22 protein-coding genes and 1 tRNA gene are annotated in these 21982 nt (G+C 61.0%); 9 read left to right on the top strand and 14 right to left on the bottom strand.

Annotated features, from left to right (window positions below):
* Positions 1 to 19: 19 nt before the first annotated feature.
* On the top strand, positions 20 to 649 hold the full coding sequence (upp, locus tag AC1D3C_RS20610) for a uracil phosphoribosyltransferase (RefSeq protein WP_038592343.1): 630 nt from the start codon (positions 20 to 22) through the stop codon (positions 647 to 649).
* 106 nt (positions 650 to 755) lie between these two features.
* The gene (locus tag AC1D3C_RS20605; protein WP_477484145.1) at positions 756 to 1289 is read left to right on the top strand and encodes a TIGR02281 family clan AA aspartic protease; all 534 of its coding nucleotides are present in this window, start codon (positions 756 to 758) and stop codon (positions 1287 to 1289) included.
* On the opposite strand, the gene deoA is transcribed toward AC1D3C_RS20605, so the two are convergent.
* The 9 genes from deoA to AC1D3C_RS20560 all read right to left on the bottom strand — a co-directional run bounded on the left by deoA (position 1290) and on the right by AC1D3C_RS20560 (position 10203).
* Positions 1290 to 2600 (bottom strand): thymidine phosphorylase, encoded by a 1311-nt coding sequence (gene deoA / locus AC1D3C_RS20600; RefSeq protein ID WP_477484144.1) that lies wholly within the window; start codon positions 2598 to 2600, stop codon positions 1290 to 1292.
* A 4-nt stretch (positions 2601 to 2604) separates the two neighbouring features.
* Positions 2605 to 3375: a deoxyribose-phosphate aldolase gene (gene deoC, locus AC1D3C_RS20595; protein WP_477484143.1), complete on the bottom strand. Its 771-nt coding sequence runs from the start codon at positions 3373 to 3375 to the stop codon at positions 2605 to 2607.
* A 213-nt stretch (positions 3376 to 3588) separates the two neighbouring features.
* Positions 3589 to 4377: a purine-nucleoside phosphorylase gene (locus AC1D3C_RS20590; RefSeq protein WP_477484142.1), complete on the bottom strand. Its 789-nt coding sequence runs from the start codon at positions 4375 to 4377 to the stop codon at positions 3589 to 3591.
* A 10-nt stretch (positions 4378 to 4387) separates the two neighbouring features.
* A complete protein-coding gene (locus AC1D3C_RS20585) occupies positions 4388 to 4780 on the bottom strand; it encodes a cytidine deaminase (protein ID WP_247036474.1) in 393 nt (130 codons plus the stop codon).
* Positions 4781 to 4783: 3 nt separating this feature from the next.
* Positions 4784 to 5755: an ABC transporter permease gene (locus AC1D3C_RS20580; protein WP_477484141.1), complete on the bottom strand. Its 972-nt coding sequence runs from the start codon at positions 5753 to 5755 to the stop codon at positions 4784 to 4786.
* Between the two features lie 4 nt (positions 5756 to 5759).
* Positions 5760 to 6863 (bottom strand): ABC transporter permease, encoded by a 1104-nt coding sequence (locus AC1D3C_RS20575; RefSeq protein WP_477484140.1) that lies wholly within the window; start codon positions 6861 to 6863, stop codon positions 5760 to 5762.
* Positions 6864 to 6939: 76 nt separating this feature from the next.
* On the bottom strand, positions 6940 to 8463 hold the full coding sequence (locus AC1D3C_RS20570) for an ABC transporter ATP-binding protein (RefSeq protein WP_038548135.1): 1524 nt from the start codon (positions 8461 to 8463) through the stop codon (positions 6940 to 6942).
* Positions 8464 to 8538: 75 nt separating this feature from the next.
* On the bottom strand, positions 8539 to 9531 hold the full coding sequence (locus AC1D3C_RS20565; protein WP_038592324.1) for a BMP family lipoprotein: 993 nt from the start codon (positions 9529 to 9531) through the stop codon (positions 8539 to 8541).
* Between the two features lie 345 nt (positions 9532 to 9876).
* Complete coding sequence (locus tag AC1D3C_RS20560; RefSeq protein WP_051900233.1) at positions 9877 to 10203, bottom strand: hypothetical protein; 327 nt, start codon at positions 10201 to 10203, stop codon at positions 9877 to 9879.
* 222 nt (positions 10204 to 10425) lie between these two features.
* Between AC1D3C_RS20560 and AC1D3C_RS20555 the strand changes: the two genes are divergently transcribed.
* The 4 genes from AC1D3C_RS20555 (at position 10426) to AC1D3C_RS20540 (ending at position 14336) form a co-directional block, all read left to right on the top strand.
* Positions 10426 to 10515: transfer RNA gene (locus AC1D3C_RS20555), tRNA-Ser, on the top strand.
* Between the two features lie 520 nt (positions 10516 to 11035).
* Positions 11036 to 12025 (top strand): cytochrome-c peroxidase, encoded by a 990-nt coding sequence (locus tag AC1D3C_RS20550; RefSeq protein WP_477484139.1) that lies wholly within the window; start codon positions 11036 to 11038, stop codon positions 12023 to 12025.
* A gap of 10 nt (positions 12026 to 12035) precedes the next feature.
* Positions 12036 to 13943 (top strand): methyl-accepting chemotaxis protein, encoded by a 1908-nt coding sequence (locus AC1D3C_RS20545; protein ID WP_477484138.1) that lies wholly within the window; start codon positions 12036 to 12038, stop codon positions 13941 to 13943.
* Positions 13944 to 14066: 123 nt separating this feature from the next.
* Positions 14067 to 14336, top strand: coding sequence for a hypothetical protein (locus AC1D3C_RS20540; RefSeq protein ID WP_151045787.1), 270 nt, complete (start codon positions 14067 to 14069; stop codon positions 14334 to 14336).
* 67 nt (positions 14337 to 14403) lie between these two features.
* Here the strand turns inward: AC1D3C_RS20540 and AC1D3C_RS20535 are convergent, their stop codons facing one another.
* The gene (locus tag AC1D3C_RS20535; protein ID WP_477484137.1) at positions 14404 to 14733 is read right to left on the bottom strand and encodes a hypothetical protein; all 330 of its coding nucleotides are present in this window, start codon (positions 14731 to 14733) and stop codon (positions 14404 to 14406) included.
* 236 nt (positions 14734 to 14969) lie between these two features.
* On the opposite strand from AC1D3C_RS20535, the gene AC1D3C_RS20530 reads away from it, so the two are divergent.
* The gene (locus tag AC1D3C_RS20530) at positions 14970 to 16394 is read left to right on the top strand and encodes a phosphomannomutase (RefSeq protein ID WP_477484136.1); all 1425 of its coding nucleotides are present in this window, start codon (positions 14970 to 14972) and stop codon (positions 16392 to 16394) included.
* Positions 16395 to 16422: 28 nt separating this feature from the next.
* On the top strand, positions 16423 to 17850 hold the full coding sequence (locus tag AC1D3C_RS20525; protein WP_477484135.1) for a mannose-1-phosphate guanylyltransferase/mannose-6-phosphate isomerase: 1428 nt from the start codon (positions 16423 to 16425) through the stop codon (positions 17848 to 17850).
* 21 nt (positions 17851 to 17871) lie between these two features.
* Here the strand turns inward: AC1D3C_RS20525 and AC1D3C_RS20520 are convergent, their stop codons facing one another.
* Complete coding sequence (locus AC1D3C_RS20520) at positions 17872 to 18879, bottom strand: NAD-dependent epimerase/dehydratase family protein (RefSeq protein WP_477484134.1); 1008 nt, start codon at positions 18877 to 18879, stop codon at positions 17872 to 17874.
* Between the two features lie 101 nt (positions 18880 to 18980).
* The gene (locus tag AC1D3C_RS20515; RefSeq protein WP_038592299.1) at positions 18981 to 19376 is read right to left on the bottom strand and encodes a response regulator; all 396 of its coding nucleotides are present in this window, start codon (positions 19374 to 19376) and stop codon (positions 18981 to 18983) included.
* A gap of 320 nt (positions 19377 to 19696) precedes the next feature.
* Between AC1D3C_RS20515 and AC1D3C_RS20510 the strand changes: the two genes are divergently transcribed.
* Positions 19697 to 20095, top strand: a complete 399-nt coding sequence (locus AC1D3C_RS20510) for a DUF1236 domain-containing protein (RefSeq protein ID WP_038548104.1) — start codon at positions 19697 to 19699, stop codon at positions 20093 to 20095.
* Between the two features lie 84 nt (positions 20096 to 20179).
* On the opposite strand, the gene pncB is transcribed toward AC1D3C_RS20510, so the two are convergent.
* Positions 20180 to 21484 (bottom strand): nicotinate phosphoribosyltransferase, encoded by a 1305-nt coding sequence (gene pncB, locus AC1D3C_RS20505; protein ID WP_038548101.1) that lies wholly within the window; start codon positions 21482 to 21484, stop codon positions 20180 to 20182.
* A gap of 167 nt (positions 21485 to 21651) precedes the next feature.
* On the bottom strand, positions 21652 to 21975 hold the full coding sequence (locus AC1D3C_RS20500; RefSeq protein ID WP_051899984.1) for a hypothetical protein: 324 nt from the start codon (positions 21973 to 21975) through the stop codon (positions 21652 to 21654).
* Positions 21976 to 21982: the final 7 nt, after the last annotated feature.

Genomic DNA, 21982 nt, shown 5'->3' with positions numbered 1-21982 from the left:
AAACAAGAAGGGGAAGCTCATGGACGGCGTCACTGTCATCGATCATCCGCTGGTGCAGCACAAGCTGACGATCATGCGCAAGAAGGAAACCTCGACGGCGGGCTTCCGACGGCTGCTCCGGGAAATCTCGATGCTGCTCTGCTACGAGGTGACCCGCGACCTCGAACTGACCATGGAAACGATCGAGACCCCGCTCGTCGAAATGCAGGCGCCGATCGTCGAAGGCAAGAAGCTGGTTTTTGCCTCGATCTTGCGCGCCGGCAACGGGCTTCTCGAAGGCATGCTCGAACTGGTGCCTTCGGCCCGCGTCGCGCATATCGGCGTCTACCGCGACCACGAGACGTTGCAGCCGGTCGAATATTACTTCAAGGCACCGGAAGACATTGCGGAGCGGCTGATCATCGTCGTCGATCCGATGCTGGCGACCGGCAATTCCTCGATCGCCGCCGTGGACAAGCTCAAGGAACGTGGCGCGCATAATATCCGCTTCCTTTGCCTGCTCGCAGCCCCCGAGGGCATCGCCAACTTCCGCGCGGCGCATCCGGACGTGAAGATCTACACGGCCTCGATCGACAGCCATCTCAATGAGAAGGGCTATATCGTGCCCGGTCTGGGCGACGCCGGCGACCGGATGTATGGCACCAAGTAAGTAATTTAGAATTCGCTTACCAAGCTTTTAAATGAACGGCCTGCGGGGATTTCGCGGACCGTTTTCTTATGAATTGTCGGTTATGCAGGAAGCGGATATCCGGTTCATGCCGAGAGGGTTGTTCATGCTCCTGCGCACCGTCATTTTTGCAGCCGTTACGGCGCTGCTGGCGACACAGATCCCGGCGCTGATCCAGCGTGCCGATCATCCGCCGGAGGCAATGGCTGCGGTCGGAGCGCCGGCTAAGGTCACGCCCGTTTCGGTGACATCCGGCAGTGTGACCCTGGAAGCGGATGGCCGAGGTCACTTTAACGGCACGTTCCGGATGAACGGCAAATCCGTCGACGGCCTCGTCGATACCGGTGCGTCGCTGGTGGCGATCAACGAAAGCACGGCGCGCAAGCTGGGCTATAGCGCCAACGGCCTGGATTTCCGCTACACGGTCAACACCGCCAATGGCGGAACCGAGGCGGCGCATGTGGTCCTCGACCGCATCGAGATCGGCGGCGTGCGCGTCAAGGACGTCGATACCTTCGTGCTGCGCGACAAGGCGCTAGCCGGCACGCTGATCGGCATGAGCTTTCTGAAGAAACTGAAATCCTTCCAGGTGGAAGGCGGCAATCTGAAGCTGATCCAGTGATCAGCCGATACGCTTCAAGATGACCGACGCGGCTGCGACCGGAGCGTCTGAGATCGTATAGAAGCCCGCAATACCCTCAGCGATCCGCTCAGCATCCTCTTTTGTCCTGGCATGCACCATGGCGATCGGCTCACCTTCCGAGACCTGGCGACCGAGCGGCAGAAGCTCATTGATGCCAACGCGATGATCGATCGGATCCGCGGCCCGCTTGCGGCCTCCACCGAGTTCGACGACGGCCAGGCCGATGGCCCGGGTCTCGCAGGCTGCGAGATACCCATCGCGCGGCGCCGGCACGCGCAGCCGCACCGGCGCACGTTCAAGATAGGAATCCGGACGCTCGCAGAAATCCGCGGGACCGCCGAGTGCATGGACCATGCGGGCAAACCGCTCCATCGCTTCGCCGGAGTTCAGGGCCAGCCGCGCATTCTCCTCGGCCTCGGCCAGATTGCTGGCCACGCCTGCCTGGACCAGCATTTCCGCGGCCTCAGCCAAAACGACGGCCTCGAGCCGGGTACCGGCCTTTAGGCCCGCCAAGAAATCGAGACAGTTGACGATTTCGAGCGCATTGCCCGCCGCGTCTGCCAGCGGCTGGTTCATATCGGTCAGAAGTGCTGCGGTCTTGACGCCCGCCCCATTCGCCACTTCGACCAGCGAGCGGGCCAACGCTTCTGCTTCCTCCGGGCTTTCCATAAAGGCGCCGTTGCCGACCTTGACGTCGAGCACGAGGCTGCCGAGACCGGCCGCGAGTTTCTTGGAGAGGATGGAGGCGGTAATCAGCGGCACGGATTCGACAGTGGCCGTCACGTCGCGGATACCGTAGAGCCGGCGGTCGGCGGGCGCGAGGTCGCTCGTCTGTCCGATAATGGCACACCCCACCTCGCCGACGACCTTGCGGAACAGAACCTCGTCCGGCATGACGGTGTAACCGGGGATGGATTGCAGCTTGTCGAGCGTACCGCCGGTGTGACCGAGGCCACGGCCGGAAATCATCGGGACTGCAAGGCCGCAGGCCGCCATGATCGGCGCGAGCATCAGCGAGACATTGTCGCCGACGCCGCCGGTCGAGTGCTTGTCCGCCACCGGCAGGTCAAGAGCGTCCCAGTTCAGGACAGTCCCGGAATCACGCATGGCAAGCGTCAGCGCCACCGTCTCATTGCGGGACATGCCCCGAAAGAAGACAGCCATGGCAAAGGCAGCTGCCTGGCCTTCGGAGATTTCCTCTTTTGTCAGGGCAGCAATGAAGGCTGCGATCTCATCGCCGGTGAGAACCTTTCCGTCGCGTTTGCGACGGATGATTTCTTGCGGGATCATCGTGTCAGTAGCCGCTCGACGCGCGGACGGTGGTGCTGCCGCTCAACACGCCGAGAATATCATCGAGCAAGCTCGATGCGCCGAAACGGAAGGTGGAGGGCATGATCCAGTTGGGGGCCATGATCGTTTCGGCAAGCCGGAAGTAGAGATCGGCGTCCGCAACCGTCGAGATCCCGCCGGCAGGCTTGAAGCCGACGCGCTTCTTCGAATCCCGGATCGCCTGCAGCATGATGTCGGCTGCTTCGAGCGTCGCGTTGACGGCGACCTTGCCAGTCGACGTCTTGATGAAATCGGCGCCGGCAGCGATCGCCAGGTCGGAAGCGCGGCGGATCAGAGCGCTATCCTTCAGCTCGCCCGTCTCGAGGATCACCTTCAGGCAGGCATTCGGGCAGGCGGCGTGGACGGCCTCGACCATTTCGGTCACCGCCGCCTCATCGCCGGCGAGCAGCTTGCGATAGGGAATGACCATATCGATCTCGTCGGCGCCGTCTTCGATCGCTTTGCGCGTCTCCCCGACGACGGTCGCGACATCCAGTTCGCCGGAAGGGAAATTCACGACCGTAGCGATGCGGACCGGATGTTCGGGGCCCAGGATCTGCCGCGCATGGGCGACGAAACGCGGCCATATGCAAATCGCGGCCGTGTTGCCATAAGACGTCTGGGCGCGCTGGCACAGTTTCTCGATCGCGGCGTAATCGCAATCGTCGCGCAGGTTCGTCAGGTCGAGAAGCGATAGCGCAAAGGCTGCCGCCTCACGCGGGCTCAGGAGTTCCATGTCGAGTGCCTCCCCGGCTTGTTTACTGCGCCGCGCGCCTATCGGTCCGATAGTGACGCAGTAAATTCAAAGGCGACGCAAGTCCGGTCAAAATCTGCTCGATTTCTGGGTCATGCGGCTCGCCCATATTTATCGTTCAAACGATTAGATGCAAGCCACACCAGAGGGGCACGCGCCCACACGGGACTTATCCGCTTGAAATACATCGTGTAATCAGGCCAACATTTCTTTCAGAATGGCCGCCAGACGCTGCCCGCCGACGGGCGCCATGTCCTTGGTTTCCGCGTGGCTGAGCTCCGCACCGGTCATGCCTGCGCCGAAATTCGTAATGACCGACGCGGCCGCAACCTTGAGCCCGAAATAGCGCGCGAGGATGACTTCCGGCACCGTCGACATACCGACCGCATCGGCGCCAAGCGTACGCGCCATGCGGATTTCCGCCGGCGTCTCAAAGCTCGGTCCGGAGAACCACATGTAGACGCCGGAAAACAGCGGTATGCCGCAACGGATCGCCGCATTGCGCATGTCGAGCGTGAGGTCAGGATCATAGGCGGTGGTCATGCCGACAAATCGCCCGTCGCCTTCTTCGCCGATCAGCGGGTTCATGCCGGAATAGTTGATGTGGTCGGAAATCTGCATCACCGAGCCCGGCGGCATATCTTCCCTCAGAGAGCCAGCCGAGTTCGTGAGGATCAGCGACTGGACGCCGAGGCCTTTCATCACCTCGATCGGAAAGCGCATCACCTTAGCGTCGCCATGCTCGTAATAATGCGCTCGCCCGGAAAGCATGATGACCGGCTCGACTCCGAGATAACCCGCGACGATCTCGCCTGCATGGCCGGTCACGCCGCTCACCGGGAAGCCCTCCAGCGCGCCATAAGGCACACGGACAGCCTCCGTCACCTGGTTCACCAGCGAACCGAGGCCGGAGCCGAGTACGATCGCGTGGCGCGGCACCAGGCCGTTCAGGCGGTCGACGAGCAGATCGATGACTTTCCTCATCTCCATCGCCTCAGCCGATCACGTCGGTTTCGAAAGCAAAAGGCAAGAGTTCCGCCATGGTGACGGTCTTCTGGACGCCGAGATCGTCGCAGAGATAAATGCGCGTATCGGCGGAGGCAAATTCCGCGATCTTCTGTCGGCAGCCGCCGCAGGGCGAGCAGAGCGCCAGCTTTTCGGCAAGCACTGCCAGTTCGACGATCTTCTTACCCCCGCCCATGATCATCGCGCCAATCGCCGTCGGCTCGGCGCACCAGCCCTGGGGAAAGGAGATGTTCTCGATGTTGGCGCCGAGATAGACTTTGCCGTCATCGGCACGGAGCGCCACGCCCACCGGAAACTTCGAATAAGGGGCGTGAGCCTTGGCCATCGCACCGCGGGCAGCTTCGAAAAGGTCGTGAGACATCTATCAACGCTCCTTGGTATAGGGCACGCCGCCGGCCTTGGGCGGACGGGCGGTGCCGATGAACCCGGCGAGCAATACGCAGGTGAGGATATAGGGCAGCGCCTGGAAGATCTGTACCGGCACTTCGCCGATCAGCGGCAGTGACTTGCCCTGCATGAAATTGGCGAACGCATCGAGGAAACCGAAGAGCAGGCAGGCGAGCATGACCGGCACCGGTTTCCATTTGGCGAAGATCAGTGCTGCAAGCGCGATATAACCCTTGCCCGCCGACATGTTGTTGATGAAGGCGGCCGACTGGGCGATCGACAGGTAGGTGCCTGCGAAACCGCAGAGGAACCCGGCGACGATCAGAGACCGATAGCGCATCCAGGCAACCGAAATGCCGGCGGTATCGACCGCGCCCGGATTTTCGCCGACAGCGCGCAGGCGCAGGCCGAAACGGGTGCGGTAGAGAACCCACCAGGAAATCGGCACCATCAGGAAAGCGATGTAGGTGAGGATGTTGTTGCCGGAGATCACGTGTGCATAAAGCGGGCCGATGATCGGCACGTCGCGCATCATGTCGGCGCCCGGCAGGACGATGGACGAGAAACGGCCCTCGGGGGGCACCTGCCCCGTGCGTCCGCCCTGCCTGAACCAGGCCTGGCCGAGCACGATTGTCAGACCGGCGGCGACGAAATTCAGCGCCACGCCGGAGACGATCTGGTTGCCGCGATTGGTGATCGAGGCAAAGCCGTGCACAAAGGAAAATACGATCGACACACCGATGCCGCCGAGCAGGCCGAACCAGGCATTGCCGGTCCAATAGGCGACGCAGGCGGCTGCGAAGGCGGAGGCCAGCATCTTGCCTTCCAGCCCGATATCGAAAATGCCGGCGCGCTCCGAAAACAGTCCGGCAAGTGCCGTGAACAGAAGCGGGATCGAAAGGCGGATCGCCGAACCGAGAATGCTGATGAAAATATCGAAATAATCCATGAGCCTATTTCCCGGTGAGCTGCTGGTAGAACCGGACGATGGCCGGGCGGAGCATATATTCCAAGGCTCCGGCAAACAGGATGACCATGCCCTGGATGACGACGATCATGTCACGGGTGATGCTCGGCATATCGAAGGAGAGTTCGGCGCCGCCCTGATAGAGGATGCCGAACAGCAATGCCGCCAGGATGATGCCGGCCGGATGGTTGCGACCCATCAGCGACACAGCGATGCCGACAAAGCCGGCACCGCCGACGAATTCGATCTGCAGGCGGGCGGAAGCGCCCATGACCGGATTGAGTGCCATCATGCCGGCAAGGCCGCCGGAGATCAGCATGGTGATCATGACGATCTTCGAATAGCGGATGCCCGCATAACTCGCAGCCGTCGGACTGATACCGAGCGTACGCATCTCGTAACCGAGCTTGGTGCGCCAGATCAGCACCCAGACCAGGAAGCACATGATCAACGCGATCAGGAAAGAGAAGTTGAGCGGTGCCGCGCCGAGCTTGCCGCCGAACATGGCGATCAGCCAGTCGAGCTTGGGGAGTTGGCCGCCGGGCAAGAAGGTGCGAGTTTCGGGCGCCATCTTGCCGGGAACGATCAGCACGCGCACCAGCATGTAGTTCATCAGCGACGAGACGATGAAGTTGAACATGATGGTGGTGATGACGATGTGGCTACCACGCTTGGCCTGCAGCCAGGCAGGAATGGCGGCGCAGGCTGCACCGAACAGGGCGGCGCCGATCACTGCAAACGGCATCGTTACATACCAGGGCACGTAATGGTCCATGGCCAGCGCCACGAGCGCCGCACCCAGGCCGCCGAGATAGGCCTGACCCTCCGAGCCGATATTGAACAGGCCGGCATGGATCGCGACTGCCACGGACAGGCCGGTGAAGATGAAGCTCGTTGCATAAAACAGGGTGAAACCGATGCCTTCGCCGCGGCCGAGCGCGCCGATCAACAGCAATTGCAGCGCCTCGAACGGGCTTTCGCCGATCGCCCAGACGACCAGACCGGAAAAGAAGAAAGCCAGGATGAGGTTGAGCAGCGGGATGAGGCCGTAATTGATCCAGGCGGGAAGCGGAACGGATGCGGTGGTCATGCCCCTGCCCTCGTCCGCCGTGCTGCCGCCGAAAGTCCGATCATTCCATGCTCCGAATGGGTCATTGCTGAAAGCGTCATGCGGCGATCCCGGCCATCATCAGGCCCAGCGTCTGTTCGCCCGCCTCGCCCGACTTTTCGCCGACGATCCTGCCCGCGAACATCACCAGGATGCGGTCGGAGAGCGAACGGATCTCGTCCAGCTCCACCGAGACCAGCAGCACCGCCTTGCCGGCGTCGCGCATTTCGATGATCCGCTTGTGGATGAATTCGATGGCGCCGATATCAACGCCGCGGGTCGGCTGACCGATGAGCAGCATTTTCGGATCGCGCTCGATTTCGCGCGCCACGACGATCTTCTGCTGGTTGCCGCCGGAAAAATTGGCGGTCCGCAGCCGCGGGTTCGGCGGGCGGATGTCGTATTTGCCGATCTTCTCCTCGGCATCTTTCCGCATCGCATCGAGATCCAGGAACGGACCGCGGCCGTATCTGGGGTCGCGGTGATAACCGAGGATCGAGTTTTCGTATTCCTCGAATTTCAGGACCAGGCCCATATGGTGGCGGTCTTCCGGGATATGCGCGAGGCCGAGATCGCGCAGGCCTGCCGGATCGACACCGGCGACGGGCTTGCCATCGATGAAGATCTCGCCGGACGACGGCTTGCGGATGCCGGCGATGGCTTCGAGCAGTTCCGACTGGCCGTTGCCGGCGACGCCCGCTATGCCGACAATCTCGCCCGCGCGCACGTCGAAGGAGACGTCATCGACCATGGTGACGCCACGACTGTCCTTGACCGTCAGGTTCCTGACCGACATCAGGACCCCTCCCGGATGGGCCGCTCCCTTTTCGACACGCAGCAGGACGCGGCGGCCGACCATCAGTTCGGCAAGTTCTTCGACGGTCGTTTCCGCGGTCTTGCGGGTCGCGACCATTTCTCCGCGGCGCATGACAGACACCGTATCGGTGATCGCCATGATCTCGCGCAGCTTGTGCGTGATGAGGATGATCGTCTTGCCCTGATCGCGCAGCACCCGCAGGACCTTGAACAGATGATCGGCCTCCGGCGGGGTCAGCACCCCGGTTGGCTCATCGAGGATGAGGATGTCAGCGCCGCGATAGAGCGCCTTCAAAATTTCGACGCGCTGCTGGCTGCCGACCGGCAGTTCCTCGATGACCGCATCCGGATCGACCTCGAGGCCGTAATCGTCCTCCAGCCGCTTCAGCTCCTTGCGGGCGCTCGCAACGCCCTTGGCGAGAAGCTGGCCGCCTTCGGCGCCGAGCATGACGTTTTCAAGCACCGTGAAATTCTCGACCAGCATGAAGTGCTGATGCACCATGCCGATGCCCGCAGCGATCGCCGCCTGGCTGTCCCGGATCGTCATCGGCTTTCCCGAAATGCGGATCTCGCCGTGGTCGGCCTGGTAGAAGCCGTAGAGGATGGACATCAGGGTCGACTTGCCGGCGCCGTTTTCCCCGATGATGCCGTGGATCGAGCCTTTGGCAACTGTCAGATTGATGTTCTTGTTCGCGTGTACCGTACCGAACTTCTTGTCGATGCCGACAAGCTCGATCGCGGGCTCCTTCGGAGAATCGAAGCTCAATGGTCCGCCCTTCCGCCTGATATGCAAAAAGGGCGCATGGCGATTATCGTCGCCCTGCGCCCCTCAAAACCGGCCTTACTTGTTGCAGGCCTTATCCGACATGTAGTCGTGCACCTTGATGGTGCCGGCGATGATGTCGGCCTTGGCCTTTTCGACGGCGGCCTTCATTTCGGGCGTAATCAGCGCCTTGTTGTTGTCGTCAAGCGCGTAGGCAACGCCGTCTTCCTTGACGCCGAGAGCCTGGATGCCGGCCGTGAACTTGTCTTCCTTGGTGTCCTTGAAGGCATTGTAGACGGCGAGATCGACGCGCTTGACCATCGAAGTCAGAACCGAACCCGGATGCAGGTGGTTCTGGTTGGAGTCGACGCCGATCGAAAGCTTCTTGTTGTCGGCAGCAGTCTGCAGCACACCGAGACCGGTCGCACCGGCAGCCGCGTAAACGACGTCGGCGCCCTGGTCGATCTGGTTCTTGGTGAGTTCACCGCCACGAACCGGATCGTTCCAAGCAGCACCGGTCGTGCCGGTCATGTTCTGGAAGACCTGCGCATCGGGCTTGGCCGCCTTGACGCCCTGGACATAACCGCAGCCGAACTTGCGGATCAGCGGGATATCCATGCCGCCGACGAAGCCGACCTTGCCGGTCTTCGACGCCATGCCGGCGAGAAGGCCGACGAGGTAGGAACCTTCTTCCTCCTTATAGAGGATAGAGCGGACGTTCTTCAGGTTGACGACGGAGTCGACGATCGCGAACTTGGTGTCCGGGAATTCGGCCGCGACCTTCTCCATGGCCGAGGTCCAGGCGAACGATACGGCGACCACCGGATTGAAGCCGCGGCTGGCGAAGTTGCGGATGGCCTGCTCGCCCTGGGTGTCGCTGGTCGGTTCGAAATCCCGGAAGTCGATCCCCGTTTCCTTCTTGAACCTTTCGGCGCCGACGGAAGCGGCTTCGTTGAAGGATTTGTCGAACTTGCCGCCCGTGCCGTAGACCAGCGCCGGCTTGATATCCGCGGCGAGCGCGGTTGCCGACATGGCCGCCATGGCAATGAGGCTTAAAAGGGTTTTCTTCATCGTGCAGCCCTGTTTTTTAGCTGTTAGGTCCTCCCGCAATCCCCGTTCCCCGGTGATGTCTGCGGCCACCTGCCCTTTTTCTTCAAGGGTCTGGCTTCGGTCACTCTTGCACGGGTTTCGGAAAAATTCACGAGATTTTTTTCAACTGGTAAAAAACAGCGAAGCTGCTGAAAACTTCCACAATGTTGTCGAAAACTGCTCAAACGGAAGGCTTCGAGACTTAGTTCTGCCCATTCGTCGAGCGAGGCCGGAGGCATCTGCATCATGCAACCCATGACGGCATCCAACTCCGCTTACAACACTACCCCCAGCAGTTCTTGGGAGCCGGCAGGATCAGCTTGGGCTTCAGGCGGAAAACCGCCCGGCAAACTGTGGCCGGCTGTATCCGGCCATCCAAAAGATCAACGCAATCCCCAGGAACACCGCGAATGCCGGCTGCGCCAGCACCGGGGCCACGAAAGGCCGCCAGATGTCCTGGCCGAGATAGGTGGTCGCGGTGATCTCGGTGAGCGCCAGGCTTTCCGGATCGAGATTGAGCCAGGCATTGCCAAGGCTGGTCAGCACCACCGAGGAGGCGGACACGGACTGGATCGCATCCAGCGTGCCGGCCACGATCGCGGCAACCAGAGCAAGCCCGCTGAGCAGATGGAAAACGAACCGTATGACTGCCATGGCGAACAAGCCCGCATCGTTGATCACGGCCGCGCCGCCTGCCGCGCGACGGCGTTTATGGCAGAAGAAATAGTCCGGGGCCCAAGGCTTGGCAACGCGGTCGACGGAGTTTTCCCGCCCACTGTCAAAAAACGTTCAGATTCGGGTTGATCCCGGGGAATTGATCGGTATATATCGCGGCCGTTCCAACGTTTTGCTTCTCAGACGACGCAAAGCAACCAAGGACAGGTGGCCGAGTGGTTTAAGGCGCACGCCTGGAACGCGTGTGTGCGTGAAAGCGTACCGTGGGTTCGAATCCCACCTTGTCCGCCATTGGCTTTTTTAAGCTGTTTCATGTTTTGTCGGCCGCGAGGTGACGCCTCGATCGGCACGCTGCGGCGAAGTATCGTGTTTTGCGGCCATCGCCGTCGTTCGCTGCAACGCCCGGCGATTTCCGGCATGGGTCTGATCAACGACGCGGTTGGCTGCGGCTCCGCGCTCCTGCGGCATAACCGAGAAGCGGTTTCGTTCCGGCCGGCATCGGTTGTATGTTCGCAGCCGCATTTTCCGCCCGGGAGATAAAGCCGCCAGTCTCTGAAGAAGAGTATGGCGGCGCTATGAAATTGACAAATATCAAGCCCTTTCAAATGGATGATAGGATCAGCCAAAGCGGCCGCCGGATTGGCCTTACTCTTCTCATTTGTCAATTTTTCAATAATAAGTTGAGTTAGAAATTCGTTATACAAAGATTTTACTCTTTTTGGTTACGTTTGGTCCAGACGACAACCAGATGATTTCGGCTGCGAATTCATCCGGTCTTCGAGCGCTAAATCAGCTTCTGGATAATCCAATCATGCGCCGTTCGCTTCTCTGCATAACCCTCTTCTCAGTCGTGTCATTTCAAGGCGCGGCTGCTGGCAATCTCGCCGATTTCAAGCGACCTCTCGCAATTCCCTTCGACAAGGTGACGCCATATTCGTTGCAGTTGGCGACACTGGGGAAGATGTTGTTTTTCGATCCGCGCCTGTCGGGCGCGAAGAACATGAACTGCGCCAGCTGTCACAATCCCTCCTTCGGGTTCGAAGTGCCGGTGAAGACGCCGGTGGGTGCAGCCAATACGCATCTGGCCCGCCAGTCGCCAACTATTCTCAACGTGGCGTGGACCACCCCTTTGTTCTGGGACGGCCGCGCGCCAACGCTGGAAGCGCAAGCCGCAGGACCGATCACGGCACCGGCGGAGATGAATGGCAAGCTCGACCAGATCGTCGCCGATCTGCGAGCCATTCCCGACTACAACAGTTGGTTCAAACAGATATTCCCGGACAAAGGCGCCACGAACGAGACGCTGCTGACGGCGATCGCAACGTATGAACGCACCGTTGTTTCCGCCTGGTCGCCGTTTGACCGCTGGGTGGACGGTGACGAAACCGCGGTCTCAGACAGCGCCAAGCGGGGCTTCGAACTGTTTACCGGCAAAGCAAACTGCGCCGTTTGTCACACCGGCTGGAATTTCACCGACAATAAGTTTCACGATACGGGCCTGCCGACAGACGACATAGGGCGCGCCAAATTCGAGCCGAATAATCCCAAAGCCTTATATGCCTTCAAGACGCCGAGCCTGCGCAACACTCTCTATCGCGGTCCCTATATGCACGACGGCAGTCTGGCGACCATGGAGGAGGTGATTGCTCACTATGAGAGCGGCGGGGTCAAAAGCGCGTCGCGCTCGGATAGCATTTCCCCATTTTTCATCACCGATCGCGAGCGGGAAGAGTTGATCGCTTTCCTGAAGACCCTGACCCCTGAACAGCAGGATTTGCTCCTGCCGACATTACCCAACTGAGTAGCACGCCATGGCACTGTCAGTCCGATTCCAAATCCTTCTACCCCTCGTCGTCTCCATCCTCGCGGGCCTCGGCGCTGCCGCTCTCGTTGGTTCCCAGGCGATCGATGGCCAGGCGCATATCGAGCGCGTCGTGCAGGACGCGATTGCCGCCAAGACGCTGGCTGCGAGGACCGGAACACAATTCGAGAATGTGTCGGGCGTGGTCACAAACCTCCTGGCGATGACGACATTCGTTTCGGTCGAAGAGGTCAAGAAACGGTTTGACGCGACAAATGGCGCCCTGGAGACGACGCTTGCCGAGTTTGGCCGCAACTCGCTGTCACCCGCAGTCTCCGGGAACGTCAAGAACCTCGGTGATCTGCATGCTGTGTGGCGCGGCAATGTACGTATTCTGCTCGGGCTCGATCCTGCAACTGCAATTCCGACAGCCGAGCAGCTTATGCGCTCGCGCACGGCCATTCTGACGAAGATCCTCGACATCAATACGCTCGTGGACAAGACGGCATCCGACTCGGTTGCGTCCGCGGGGAAGGCGCTTGAGACCGAAATTCGCAATGAATTGACGACCGCTGCTGCACTCGCCCTCGTGGGCGTCATCATTCTGCTGTTTGTCGCCCAGCGAATTGCCGGCCCGATCGTGCGGATCACCGCGTCGATGAAGTTGCTTGCAGGCGGCGACATCGAGGTCGTCGTACCGAAGCGCCGGGGCGCCAAGGAAATTCGCGCCATGATCGATGCCCTGGCCGTGTTCCGTGAAAATGCGCGCATGCGCGATACATTGGAGCAGGAAGCGCGAACTCAGACCGCCAGCCTCGCCCATGTCTCGGCGGAAGCCCGGCTGCTGCAGAGCCAGGTGCGCGGAGTTGTCAACAAGGCCGCCGAGGGTGATTTTTCCGGTCGTGTCAGCGGACCGTTCGAGCGTCCTGAACATCACGAGCTTGCCCAGAGCCTCAATACGGTCATATCGAGCTTCGAAGGCGGGCTCAACGAAACCAGCCGCGTTCTGGATGCACTTGCGAATGCCGATCTGACGATCCGGTTCGAAGGTGTCCACAAAGGCGCATTTGCCGAACTGCAGAACAATGCGAACACCGTGACGACCCGCCTTTCGGAGGTCGTGTCGCGACTGGCTGCTGCTTGCGCCTCCGTTTCGGCATCCAGCGACGAAATTCTGCGCGGGACGACCGAACTGAACGGGCGGTCTACGCGTCAGTCGTCGATGCTTCAGAACACGGCCGTCACGACAAACGCCGTTGCCGAAACCGTCGGCCAGAACTCGAAGCGGGCGGGCGAGGCCACCAGCGTGATTTCGGATACCAGCCAGATGGCTGAAAACGGCAGCCAGGTCATGAGCGGCGCGGAAAACGCCATGGCGCAGATCACCGTCTCCTCCGGCAAGATTTCCGAGATCATCGGCGTCATTGAGGATGTCGCTTTCCAGACGAATCTGCTGGCGCTCAATGCAGGGGTGGAAGCCGCACGTGCAGGCGAAAGTGGCCGAGGGTTTGCGGTCGTCGCAACCGAGGTGCGCTCTCTCGCCCAGTCGACGGCCAATGCTTCGAACGAGGTGAAGGCGCTCATTCAGAAAAGCCAGGCGGAGGTGAAGGCAGGTGCTGAACTGGTCCGCAAGGCGAGCGAGCAATTTTCCCAGATCGTCTCATCCATCGCATTTGTCTCTTCGCTTTCCAGCCAGATCACCAGCGAGAGCAACAATCAAAGTGCCAACCTTCGGCAGTTGTCGAGCGCCATGAAAGATCTCGATGAGCTCAATGCCCATAGCAACCGGCTGGTCGGCGATCTTTCGGCCTCCACCGAGAGGACAAGCCGGGAAATGGAGGCACTGGCCGAGATCGTCAATCTGTTCCGCATCGACAAGCGAGGGCAACCCCGCGCCAGATCCAATCAGGCTGCTTGAAGCGTTTGTTGCGGGCGAGACGGGCATTGCGGGACATGAACGCAGCTGTCAGCGTTTGTTCATTTTCGGCAGTCTACCTTCATAGAAACCGCCAATCCAGCGGCCAATCTGAAGGAGGAGAAGATGAAAAAGTTCATTGCCGCCTGCATCATCGGGCTTGGATGCCTCACCACGACTGCGGCCCCCACCCTCGCTGATAGTTTCAGCATAACGATTGGCGATCGGGGCTACCGGCCGTCCGGACACTATTATCGGCCGGGTTACCATCGCTACCACCGCCCCTACTACCGCCAGTATTCCAGGCACCATTACCGGCCTTACTGCAGGGTCCGGAGCGTCCAGTACCGCCATCACGGGCGTTGGGTCACCAGGACCACACGCGTCTGCCGGTAAATCGATTTCGACGACCAGGCCCCGACATGGCTGACGGGGTCGTTTGGGCCGCGGCACGCGCTTCGCATTATTGCGAGGTCGAAAAACTGACTTGCTGCCAACGATGCAGCTTCGGATCGAAAGCGACCACGAGTTCGAAATCCTTGCGGTCCAGGCCTTTGTCGGTGTTGATATCGGCATAACCGGCAATCGAGAACCGGCAATCGGCGATCCAGCGGAAATCGCTCCAGGCGACATCGACCACATCCGGACGTTCTTCAACGAGTTGGCGGGACTTCTCGAATGCGAGGCTTCCCGGGCAGGTTTCGTCTTCGGTCGGCTCGCCCATGGCCATAAGAAGTGCCAGGCCGGCGATTGGCACGACGAAGGCGACGCTCTTTACGATATTCGCTCCCATGACGGCTCTCCCAAGCTTCGAACCCGAAGCAGCCGAACCCAAGAACAGTGCCTTACCATCTGGAACAAGGCCTGATCCTGCTGCAAATGATAGCATCAATTCGGCTGGCCCGCCAAGCTTTGCGGAAAGGGCTTATGGCGCTACACCGCCGATTTGGGGTATTGCCAATTTCAACTTTATTTTCATAGGAAATGAACTAGGACGATCAGGCTTGGAGTCTCCTTGATGGATAGCGCATGAAATTCGGAACAAGCGGCCTTCGGGGCCTCGTGAGTGATCTGGAGGGCCGAGCTTCATCCCTCTACACCCAGGCCTTTGCCCGGCATCTCCTGGAAACGGGCGCTGCCCGGCCCGGTGACGCAGTTCTAGTCGGCCGCGATTTTCGTCCGTCGAGCCCCGACATTGCCGCCACCTGCATCGCCGCACTCAGCCAAGCCGGCCTTTCGCCCATAGACTGCGGCGCCATCCCGACGCCGGCGCTGGCGCTCTACGGACTTCATCTCAAGGCCGCATCGCTGATGATCACCGGCTCGCACATCCCCGCGGACCGCAACGGCATCAAGTTCTACCGGCCCGACGGCGAGATCGACAAACAGGACGAAATGCGGATCACGGCGATCGCCGCCGAACTGGACAGGAGCGAGATCGACGCGACGCGTAGCGAAGCGCCTGATCATTCCGTGCAAGCCGAGACGTTGTTCCTTGCCCGCAATGCGGCAATGTTGCCGCAAGGCGCGCTCGCCGGCCTCAAGGTCGGCGTCTATCAGCATTCGACGGTTGCCCGCGATCTCATGGTCCGGGTTCTTGAAGGTTATGGCGCACACGTGGTGCCGCTCGGCCGTTCGGAAGATTTCATTCCGGTCGACACGGAAGCAGTCTCGGCCGAGACGATCGCCCTCCTCAAGGGCTGGGCGCGCGAACATAGGCTCGATGCAATCGCCTCCGCCGATGGCGACGGCGACCGGCCGCTGGTTTCCGACGAAACGGGGGAGCCATTGCGCGGCGACCTTTTGGGCCTGATCGCGGCAAAGTTCCTGAAAGCGCAGGTCGTCGTAACGCCGGTCACCTCCAATTCGGGCATCGAGGCCGCCGGGGATTTCGAAGTGGTCCGCACCAAGGTCGGATCGCCTTTCGTGATCGCCGGCATGCTCGCGGCAGTCGAAGCCGGCAAGACGGGCGTCATGGGTTTCGAGGCGAATGGCGGACTTCTGACCGCCTCGCCTTTCGAAACCGGCACGGGCACGCTCTCGCCACTTCCCACCCGCGACAGTTTCCTGCCGGTGCTGGCGACGCTTGTGCTGGCTGCGTACGAGAAGAAGCCCCTGTCGCAAATCGCCGCCGGTTTCCGCTTGCCGTTTGCGGCGGCCGATCGGCTGGAGAATTTTCCCGTGGAGACCAGCGCCGCGCTGATGTCCTATCTCAGGCAATCCGACGACAATCTTGCAGCCTTTCTCGCGCCGATTTCGACAGTCGTCGCCAAAAGCGATATCGATGGCCTGCGGGTGACGCTTGAGGATCGGCGGATCGTGCATTTCCGGCCATCGGGCAACGCACCGGAAATGCGCTGTTACGTCGAGGCCGGGACGGAAGACGAGGCGAAGGCCCTGTTGCATGAGGGGCTGATCCTCATCCGGGCCTGGGCCGCAAAGCTTGAACGATAATTGGACGAGAACTGCCGGAGATATTGGAATGAATAGCAAGATTATCCCCGTCATCATGGCCGGCGGCAAGGGAACGCGGCTCTGGCCGCTGTCTCGCGCAAGCGCGCCAAAACAGTTCATCCAGTTCATCGGCGACAAGACGCTGTTCCAGGCGACGCTGTCGCGCGTTTCGGACCCGAAGCTTTATGAGGCTCCGGTCGTCATCACCAACGAGGATTTCCGGTTCCTGGTGGCCGAACAGGCCCGCGAGCTCGGCATCAAGCTCTCCGGCATCCTGCTCGAACCCGTGGCCCGCAATACGGCCCCGGCCGTGGCCGCCGCTGCCACCTTCGTCGAAGGCCGCTTCGGCGAGGATGCCATCCTGCAGGTGCTTGCGTCGGACCACGAGATCACCGCTGATGCCGGTTACTTCGATGCGATCCGCATCGCCAAACAGACGGCCCTTTCCGGCAAGCTCGTCACCTTCGGCATTGCTCCGACGGAACCCGCCACCGGGTATGGTTACATCGAGATCGGCGAGGCGCTGCCTGCCGGCGCCTGCAAGGTCAAGCGTTTCGTCGAGAAGCCGGTGCTGGCCGAGGCCGAGAAGATGCTATCGACCGGTGGCTTTGTCTGGAACTCTGGTATCTTCATGTTCAAGGCCGGTCAGGTGCTGAGCGAACTTTCCACCTTCGCGCCCGAGGTCGAGGCGGCCGCGCGCGCCGCACTTGCCAAGGCTTCGAGCGACCTCGACTTCACCCGCCTCGACGCGCAGGAATTTGCCGCGAGCCCGGATATCTCCGTCGACTACGCCCTGATGGAGAAGACCTCCAACGCGGCGGTCGTGCCCTCGTCATTCACCTGGTCCGATCTCGGAAGCTGGGACGCCGTCTGGAAGCTCGGCGCCCGCGACGAGGCCGGCAACGTCACCTCCGGCAAGACGACGCTGATCAACACCAGGAACTCGCTGGTGATGTCGCGCACCAGCCATCTCGCCGTTCAGGGCCTGGATGGCGTCGCCGTCATCGCCAGCGAGGACGCGGTCTACATTGGCCGGCTGGAAGACAGCCAGGACGTCGGCAAGATCGTCAAGCAACTCGCCGCAACCAAGGCGACCTCGGCGCTGACCGAAACCCATCCGACCTCCTATCGGCCCTGGGGCGGCTATACGTCGGTTCTCAACGGCGATCGTTTCCAGGTGAAGCGGCTGTTCGTGACGCCCGGCAAGAAGCTCTCGCTGCAGAAACATCACCACCGCTCTGAACACTGGATCTGCGTCAAGGGTACTGCGGAAGTGACAATCGGCGAGGAAACCCGGACTGTCAGGGAAAACGAGTCGGTCTATATCCCGCAGGGCGAAGTGCATCGTCTGGCCAATCCCGGCAAGATCATGCTCGAGATGATCGAGGTGCAGACCGGATCTTATCTCGGCGAGGACGACATCATCCGCATCGTCGACGAGTTCGGACGCGGCTGAGGCGCCTGGGCGAATATCGGCTCAGTCGATCTCGTGGCGATGGTCGAGGTACCATTGCACGAAGGCCTTGACGCCTTCCTCCAGACCGATCTCCGGCTTGCGGCCGGTGAGCGCCACGAGGAGATCGGGGCTGGCAAAGGTTCTCGGCACATCGCCCTTCTGCATCGGCAGCATCTTGCGCTTGGCCGGTTTTCCCATGATCCGTTCGATGGTTTCGACGAAGTCGATGAGGCCCGAGGGCTGGCCGCCGCCGATATTGACGACGCGGAACGGTGCCTGATGGGAAAGCGTATCGATGCCGGCAACGCGATTATCCTCGCCCGGATAGACCTTGGACAGGTCGATGATCGAGTTCACCAGGTCATCGATATAGGTGAAATCGCGGCTCATCTTGCCTTCGCCGTAGATCTCGATCTCGCGATCCTCGATCATCGCCTTGACGAACTTGAAGAGCGCCATGTCCGGCCGGCCCCAGGGGCCGTAGACCGTGAAGAAGCGGAAGCCGGTGATCGGCAGCTTGTAGAGATGCGCGTAGCTGTGCGCCATCAGCTCCGTGGCCTTCTTGGTCGCCGCATAGAAGGTCAGGGGTTCGTCGGCCCGATCGGTTTCCCGGAAAGGAATATCCGGGTTGGCGCCGTAGACCGACGATGTCGAGGCGAGCATCAGATGACCGACGCCGTAATTGCGGGCGATCTCCAGGATGTTCCAGGAACCGACGAGATTGGAATCGAGGTAAGCCTTGGGGTTTTCGAGGCTGTAACGCACGCCGGCCTGGGCGGCGAGGTGGATGAGGACATCCGGCTTGAAATCCTCGACGGATTTGTCGAGCAGCGACTTGTCTTCCAGCATGCCGATCACCGGGCGGAAGGCAGGGAATTGAGCGAGCCCGGCATTGCGGGCTTCCTTGAGGCGCAGGCTGTAATAGGGCGTCATTCCGTCGAAGCCGAGAACCTCGTGGCCATCCTCCAAAAGGCGTCGCGCCAAGTGGAAACCAATGAAGCCTGCCGTTCCGGTGATGAAATAACGCATGTATGACCCGCTGTCGCTCTGCGGCCGATCCCATAGCGCGGATATCCCGCCCTGTCATCCGAGCGGCGGGAAGTTATTTCATCGGCGGGATCGCGTTGGCCTCAGTGAAAGAGCCGCAGCCGCGCCGGCGGCACGCCCGGCCGGCCATTCTTGCGATCGACGGCGAACTGGATGAGGTCCATCGAGGCCTGGTCGGTCAGCGGTTTTGCCATTACGCCAAGGACCCCGGAGACACCCGCCGCCACCAGCCCCGGATTGCCGGTGATCATGATCACCACAATGCCGCATTCCGCCAGTGTCTTGGCGATCTCCGGGCCGGTCTCGCCATCGGCAAGCCGCACGTCCACGAAGGCGATATCCGTGTCACGGGTATAATTCAGCGCCACGGTCATGTCGGGGGCTATTCCGACGACGTCATGGCCGCTTCGATGAATGGCGTCCTCGATATCCATCGCGACCAGCAGACTGTCTTCGACGATCAGGAAACGATATTCCAAGGGCAGATCCTCCCAGACTGAAGGACGCAAATAGACTCCGAACGCCGCTTGGCAATAGGAGCAGGGCCCGATATCGATTTTTTGATCTAGCTCCCCCTGGCGTCAAGCCGCAGAACGGGGCGCTTGGTGATTGATTTGCCGGCACAGAGGTGGTGAGGGCCGCGTTGCCGGCTCAGGTTCGGCAAGCGGAACATGGCTGCATCTCTCGAACACCTCCTCGCTCAAGATTTCAGACACTTACGAAAGGTGACCGGTAGACAGGAACCACTCAAAAACTGGTGGGTTAGCCCTTCGGAAGTCCAATGAAAAGGAGAAGACCCATGAAGAAGATCATTCTGGCGTCCTGCGCTATTCTTGCCGCTTCCTTCGCAACCCAGGCCGGCGCACAGCAAGGCACCGTCAACGGTGCAGCCGGCGGAGCTGTCACCGGCGCAATCGTCGGTGGCCCTGTTGGCGCAGCGGTTGGCGGTGTCGTCGGCGCCGTGGCCGGTACCGCGCTCGATCCGCCGCCGCGCGAAGTCGTTACCTATGTCGAGGAACAGCCTGCTCCGACCGCATCCGTGACGGTCGAACAGCCGATCGTTGTCGGCAAGCCGATCCCGCAGAGCGTCGTTGTGACCCCGGTGCCCAGCAATCCACGATATGCCTATACGGTAGTCAACAACCAGCGCGTAATCGTCGATCCGCAGACCCATACCGTGGTTCAGGTCCTCCGATAAGCCAGGCATCAGCGGCTTCAGCCAACCAACAAACGCAGGCTCCGTCGACTTCCAGCGGGGCCTGTTGTCATTTCAGCGTTTCAATCAGACGAGGACGACCTGATCGACGCGGTCTTCCTGACCGAAGAATTTCAGGTAACGCTCCACCTCGGCCGGGTCTCCGGTCGCCTTGCGCGGATTGTCGGAAAGTTTCACCGCCGGACGGCCATTCGCCTCGCTTACCTTGCAGACGATGGAGATCGGCATCAGGCCGGCAATCTCATGGGGTGCGCAGCCGGCGAAATCGTTGGTCAGGTTGGTGCCCCAGCCGAAACTCATGCGCACGCGGCCTTCGAAATGCCGGTAGGTGTCGATGATCGCATCAACGTCCAGCCCGTCGGAGAAGATCAGCAGCTTTTCCCTGGGGTTGCGGCCCATCTTCTTCCACCAGGCAATGATCTTTTCCCCGCCCTCGATCGGCGGAGCGCTGTCGGGGCGGAACCCGGTCCAGTCGGCCACCCAATCCGGCGCATCGCGCAGGAACGCCGCCGTGCCGAAGGAATCCGGCAACACGATCAGCAGGTTGCCGCCATAGAGCCGGTTCCAGTCCTTCAGGACCTGGTAAGGGGAGGCGCGCAGCTGCTCGTCAGTCTCGGCGAGTGCCGCAGCCACCATCGGCAGCTCGTGCGCATTGGTCCCCACCGCTTCGAGATCGGAGTCCATCGCCAGCAAGACGTTGCTGGTGCCGGTAAACGCCGGGCCGATACCTTCCTTGAGCGCTTCGACACACCAGCGCTGCCAGAGGAAACTGTGACGACGGCGCGTACCGAAATCGGAGATGCGCAGGCCCGGCAATGCCTGCAGCCGCTCGACCTTTTCCCACATCTTGGCCTTGGCCCGCGCATAAAGCACATCGAGCGTGAAGAAGCCCAGCGAGCGCATCGCGGAACGGGAGCGCAACTCGTTGATGATCGCGAGTGCCGGGATTTCCCAGAGCGTCGTTTCCATCCATTTGCCGTGGAAAGTCAGTTCGTACTGGCCGTCACGCTTCGAAAGTTCGTATTCCGGCAGCTTATAGGTCGACAGCCAGTTCAAAAATTCCGGCTCGAAGATCTGCTTGCGGCCATAAAACGTGTTACCCGCGAGCCAGATCATCTCCTTCTTCGACAGACCCACCGTGCGGGCATGGTCGAGTTGTTCGCGCAGCGCGCCTTCGTCGATCTCCTGCGCCAGCTTGACGCTGGTCGTACGGTTGATCAGCGAAAAGGTGGCATCCACATCCGGATAGAGCTTCCAGATCATCTGCAGCATCAGGAGCTTGTAGAAATCCGTGTCGATCAGACTGCGGATGATCGGGTCGAGTTTCCAGGTGTGGTTATAAACCCTGCTCGCGATATCGGTCTTGGTCATGCCTGCCCCTGCCCCGGCCGTTCCGGGCCGGCTCCGCCGATTTCGATGCATATGGAGGCAACGGCTGATCAACCTCCGGGCATTTTTATCGAAAAAAATGCAGAGTAAGTCCAGACGCAATTCGGCCGCGAGGGATCGCGGCCAAAAAAATCAAGGATGATGCCCCGTCAGTTGCCGGACTGCGATGCCGGCGGCGTGGCAGCTGGCGGAGTGGAAGGATTGGCGGTCGGCGGCGCATTCGGATTAGCCGGCGTCGTGCTGCCAGCCGGCGGGGTGGCCGTCCGGTCGGCCGGCGGCGCGGTGCTTTCGCCCCACCATTCGGCGCCGGCCCAGGCGACCATTGCCAGAATAAGGCCGGCAATCAGCATCTTCAGCACCGGCGCACCCCAGCTTCCCTGACGCGCTTCCGTCGCGGTTTCCACCACCGGCGGCGAACCGGCCCGATCCGGACGACGGGTATCGGCTTCCTGGGGATCGAAACGGGTGTTCATGATTTCG

Source organism: Neorhizobium sp. P1_A6, from assembly GCF_056406795.1.
The sequence above is the reverse complement of the archived record's forward strand: the minus strand, read 5'-3'. Positions and strand labels throughout refer to the sequence as shown.